Source organism: Halogeometricum sp. CBA1124, from assembly GCF_009741955.1.
Classification (GTDB): domain Archaea; phylum Halobacteriota; class Halobacteria; order Halobacteriales; family Haloferacaceae; genus Halogeometricum; species Halogeometricum rufum.
The window spans coordinates 1-4,764 of sequence record NZ_WPCD01000244.1 but is presented as its reverse complement, the minus strand read 5'-3'; the positions used below and the strand labels follow the sequence as shown (position 1 = coordinate 4,764).

3 protein-coding genes and 3 pseudogenes are annotated in these 4,764 nt (G+C 73.3%); 2 read left to right on the top strand and 4 right to left on the bottom strand.

What is annotated here, in order from left to right; all coding sequences use genetic code 11:
• Positions 1–28: 28 nt before the first annotated feature.
• The 4 genes and pseudogenes from GJ632_RS19430 to cofD form a co-directional block, all read right to left on the bottom strand.
• Positions 29–649 carry a DUF447 domain-containing protein gene (locus GJ632_RS19430; protein WP_343161271.1) on the bottom strand — a complete coding sequence of 207 codons (621 nt, stop codon included), beginning with the start codon at positions 647–649 and terminating at the stop codon, positions 29–31.
• Entirely contained in the window at positions 646–1,440 is a 795-nt protein-coding gene (locus GJ632_RS19425; protein WP_231751695.1) for a triphosphoribosyl-dephospho-CoA synthase, read from the bottom strand. Before GJ632_RS19425 ends, GJ632_RS19430 begins: the two co-directional genes overlap by 4 nt.
• Positions 1,441–1,538: 98 nt before the next feature.
• Positions 1,539–2,299 (bottom strand): annotated as a pseudogene (locus GJ632_RS19420) (tRNA-dihydrouridine synthase).
• A pseudogene (gene cofD, locus GJ632_RS19415) lies at positions 2,299–3,290 on the bottom strand (2-phospho-L-lactate transferase). Before cofD ends, GJ632_RS19420 begins: the two co-directional pseudogenes overlap by 1 nt.
• 95 nt (positions 3,291–3,385) lie before the next feature.
• On the opposite strand from cofD, the gene GJ632_RS19410 reads away from it, so the two are divergent.
• Positions 3,386–4,015 carry a hypothetical protein gene (locus tag GJ632_RS19410; protein ID WP_191453798.1) on the top strand — a complete coding sequence of 210 codons (630 nt, stop codon included), beginning with the start codon at positions 3,386–3,388 and terminating at the stop codon, positions 4,013–4,015.
• Between the two features lie 85 nt (positions 4,016–4,100).
• Positions 4,101–4,764 (top strand): annotated as a pseudogene (locus tag GJ632_RS19405) (HD domain-containing protein); the annotation flags it as partial.

The window sequence follows — 4,764 nt, the reverse complement described above, 5'->3', positions numbered from 1 at the left end:
CGTTCCGTCCCCCGTCGCGGCGCGACGCTCAGGACCGCTCTTCGAGTCGCTCCCGCCACCCCGATAGCCTCTCGACGGTGGCGAACGCCTCCTTCTCGGCGTCGCCGCCGCACGTCTCCACCGTCTCCCCGAAGTAGCGCAGTCGGGAGAGCAGTTCGTCGGTGTCGTAGGCGTCCACGTCGAGACGCGAGGCGGCCACCGTGGCGTCTATCACCGCGGCGAACCCGCGGTTGACGGTGGGAACCGTCGTCGAGACGACGGCGCTCTCGCGCGGGTGCAGTTCCCACTCCTCCCAGCGCGTCCCGCCGCGTTCGCCGCCGTCGACGCGCGTCACCTCGACGTCGACCCACGCGTGCGCCGCGTCGAGGACCGGGTCGGGTTCCTCGCGGACGGTCATCGCCGCCGAGACGAACTCGCGGGGGTCCGAGACGAACTGCACCACTCCGCCGCCCCGACGGTGGAAGTTCCGCCGCGTCCGGGTGTTGCCCCACGTCGTCGCCGTCACGGGGTCCGCCGCCTCGTCGGGCGCGTGCAGTCCGAGGGCGGCGACGTTCCACAGGTCGTTCGGTCCGCGCGTGGTCACCACCGACTCGGTGACCCCCCGGAGTCCGACCGGCCACCCGTCGGGGAACCCCTCGTCTCCGGTCACACCTCCACCCCCCGTTCGAGGGCGACGAACGTCGCCGCGCAGACGACGTCCGCCGTCGTCCCCGGGTTGACGCCCTCGGCGACGAACTCGTCGGCGAGTTCGGCCACCCGTTCGGGGTCGCCGCGGGCCTCGGCGGCGCGGCGGCGCACCTCGGCGGCCGCCTCCGGGCCGTGGTTCGTCCGGACCAGCGAGTCCTCCCAGTCGGCGAGGAGGCCGACGAACGCCCGGGCGACGCGGTCCGGGACGGGGCCGTCGTCGTCGAGGATGGCGGCGGCGGTCCGGAACGTCCGCGAGAAGCCGTCCGTCCACTCCTCGGCGTTGCCGTCGCCCTCGCTCGCGGCCATCACGTCGTACAGGGTCGTCCCGCGTTCGCGCAGGGCGGGAATCGCGTCGCTCCCCCGGCGCACGTCGAGGGCCGCGGCGTCCGCCGGCGGGTCGCCGACGGCCACGTCCACGTGTTCGAAGGCGCGGTAGAAGTCCGCGGCGTCGGCGACGGTGGTGGACTCGACCACCCTCGTCACGCCGGCAGATGAGAGTTCGCCGGCGGCCGCGGCGCGGACGAGGGGGACGAGGAGGAGCAGACAGCCGAACTGTGTGTTGCCGCCCGACTGGTGGCGCATCCCCTCGACGGCGCGTTCGAACGCCAGTCCGACGGGGGCACCCGACTCGGCCCGTCGGAGTCCCTCGCCCGACCCGACGGCACCGGCGAGGAAGTGCTCGAACCGGAGGTCCGGGAGGTCCCGCGCCCTGTCGACGTTGCCGGGTTTCGGCGTCCCGGCGACGTCCAACAGGAGCGCGAGTTGGGCGTTCTCGGCGGGCGTTCGGGGACGCTCGTGCCCGTCTTCCGCCGCGCCATCGCCAGCCGAATCGTCGGCCGTCGGGTCGTCGGTCACGCGTCCACCTCCGCTGCGAACCAGTCGTCCACCGCCGCCCGGACGCGCCGCAGGACGCGGGGGTCGGTGCTCGGTCGGCCGACGCTGACGCGTCGGCGCCGTAGTCGAGGTACTCGCGGACGCTCTCGGCGTCGCGCACCTCGTTGTTGGCGACGACGAACGGGGCCGCGTCGTCGCCGCCGACCGCCGTCGCGACGTCGGCGACGACGGGTTCGGAGTCCATCGCGTCCACGTGGACCATCGACGCGCCGGCGTCGGCGACCCGCCGGGTCGTCTCCCCGAGGTCGACGCCCGCGACTTCGGCGCGGACTTTCACGCTCACCGTCGCCCCCTCGTCCGCCGCGGCGGCGACGTACTCGCAGAGGCGGTCGGCGTCGCGGAGGAGGCGCTCGCCGCACCCGACGGCGCACAGTTCCGGCTGTCGGCAGTGGGCGTTCACCTCCAGCACCGCGCCCCGGTCGGCGCAGGCGCTCGCAGCGCGGCGGACGGGGTCCAGCGTCGCGCTCCGAACGTTCACCGCGGCGTCGACGTCGGCGTCGGCGAGGGCGTCGAGTTGCTCGGCGACGAACGCGAACGGGTCGTCCGGCAGGAACTCGTTCCGGTCGCGGGCGACGAGTTCGCGGGCCGCCGCCCTGCTCTCCTCGTCGAGGCTGACGCCGCCGAGGAACGCCATCCCGGCGTACGGCGCGGCCCGTCGCGCCCACGCGGCGTCCGCCTCGCCCGAGAGACTCGCGAGGGCGACGCGCGGTTCGAACATCACGACACCTCCGCGAGTGCGTCGGCGACGGCGCGGGCGACGCGCGCGGCGTCGTCGGGGCCGTCCATCCTCGTGTCGGTGCGGACGACGGGGCGGTCCAGCGACGTGCCGTCGTCGTCGTCGAGGACGAACGCGTCGGCGAACGGGTAGCGTCGGCGACGCCGGCGGTGGAGGGGTCGAGGCCGACGCCGGCCATCAGTTCCGCCGCCGGGCCGGAGAACACCCGGTCCTCGACGAACGGCGAGACGGCGACGACGGGCGTCCGGTCGAGGGCGTCGCGGAAGGCGTCCATCGCCAGCATCGGACCCAGACTGGTGACGGGGTTCGAGGGGCCGACCACGACGGGGTCCGTCAGGGCGTCGCGGACGGCGTCGGTCGGTTCGGCGTCGTCGGCCCCGCGGAACTCCACGTCCTCGACCTCGGGGTCGGCGCGGCGGTGGACCCAGAACTCCTGGAAGTGCATCGCGCCCTCGTCGGTGTGGACGATGGACGCGACGGGGTCGTCCGACATCGGCAGCAGTTCGACGTCGAGGTCGAAGGCGTCCGCGAGCGTCCGCGTCACCTCGGTCAGCGTGTGGCCCTCGTCGAGGAGGGAGGTGCGCGTGAGGTGGACCGCGCGGTCCCGGTCGCCTATCTCCATGAACTCGGCGACCCCGGAGAACCGCCGCCAGCGCGCGATGTCGCGGCCGGCGGTCTGCGCCTCCGCGGGGAGGTAGCGCGGTCCGGGTTCGAGGCCGGCCGCCTCGGCAAGGCGGTGTAGTTCGTCGTCCGTCGCCGTCGTGTCGCCCGCGATGCCCCACCAGCGGTCGGTGTCGAGGACGCCGCCGCCGTGGAACAGGACGGTGTCCACGTCGGGACAGACGAGGTGCCCGCCGAGTTCCACGTCGTCGCCCGTGTTGGCGACGACGGTGGTCTCCGACGGGGCGAACACCTCGCCCGAACCGTCGAGTAACTTCGGGGTGCCCGTCCCCCCGGCGAGAAACGTGACCATGCCCGGCGGTAAGCGGACGGGCGATTTGAAACTTCCCTCACCGGCACTCGCGGCCACCGGAAAGTCACTTGCGTCCGCGGGTCGAAGTCGCGGCGATGACCGAACTCGACTCCCGTCTCCGTCTCGCAGTCGCCCTCGCTCTCGTCGTCGCCACCGTCGCCGCACCGGTCCTCGGCGTCCTCCTCGTGGCCGACGTCTCCGCCGCGAACTACCAGACGCAGGTGTCCGGCACGACCACCGCGTCGTCGACGACGGTGGGGAACGCGTCGGTCCCGGCCCCGTCGGCGGTGACGGTGGTCGTGCGCGCGCCCGAGTCGGTGCGGCCGCGCCTCGAACGGCAGGTCCGGGAGGCGTTCGCCGCCGAGGGCCTCGACGTGACCGTCGCCGAGGAGATTCCCGACGGCGACGCGCCGGTCGTCGTGGTCGTCGTGGACGAGTGGGACGGCCGGTGGAACCCCGTGACGCCGAGTGCGACCGTCGAGTGGCGCGCCGTCTACGACGCGAACGGCCACGAACAACACGTCGAGGCCGCCCTGGCCGACGACGTCGTCGTCTTCGACTCGCGCGACGGCCCCGACCTGGTCGCGTCGGGCGACTACCGCCTCGCGGACTCGGCGACCGGTGTCGTCTCGCGGCCGGCGTACCGGCGGCACCTCGCCGACGCGGTCGCCACGGAGACGGCGCAGCGCGTCGTCGCGGAGATTCGACGCGAGCGGACGCGGTGAACCGCCCCCACGAGCGAGAGGGGCGGCGAGCGTGAACGGGAACGAGAAGGTCAGGCTATTTGACGGCGCACCGACGACTCCGAGTATGAACGCGATAAAGGACAGCGTCCACGACTACATCGGCCTCGACGCCCTCGCCGAGGACCTCGTGGACGCGCCGGAGATGCAACGCCTCCGGCACGTCAAACAGCTCTCGACCGTCCGGCTGGTCTATCCCTCGGCGAACCACACGCGGTTCGAGCACTCGCTGGGCGTCTACCACCTCGCCGCCCGCGCCCTCGACCACCTCGAAATCGACGGCGACAGGGCGCGGCACGTCCGCGCGGCGGCCCTCCTCCACGCGTCGGCCACGGCCCGTACGGCCACCAGACCGAGGAGGTCATCCGCCGTCGGACCGGCGCGCACCACGACGAGATAGGTCACCTCCTCGACGGGACCGAGGTGGCGGCGGCCCTCGTCGCCCACGGCCTCGACCCGGACCGCGTCGCCGCCATCGTCCGCGGGGAGGGCGAACTCGGCCAACTGGTCTCCGGGGAGTTGGACGTCGACCGGATGGACTACCTCGTGCGGGACGCTCACCACACACGGGCGTCCCTACGGCACCATCGACCACCGAACGACTGATTCGAGAACGTCACGTTCGCAGACGGCGAACTCGTCCTCGCAGAGGGGAACGTCCAGACGGCCGAGTCGCTGTTGCTCGCCCGCGCCTCATGAATCCGACCGTCTACCAGCACCACGTCGCCCGC

What these genes read in the sequence shown, in the direction of transcription:
- GJ632_RS19410 (WP_191453798.1), top strand. Translation starts at nt 3,386, where the DNA reads ATGACCGAACTCGACTCCCGTCTCCGTCTCGCAGTCGCCCTCGCTCTC.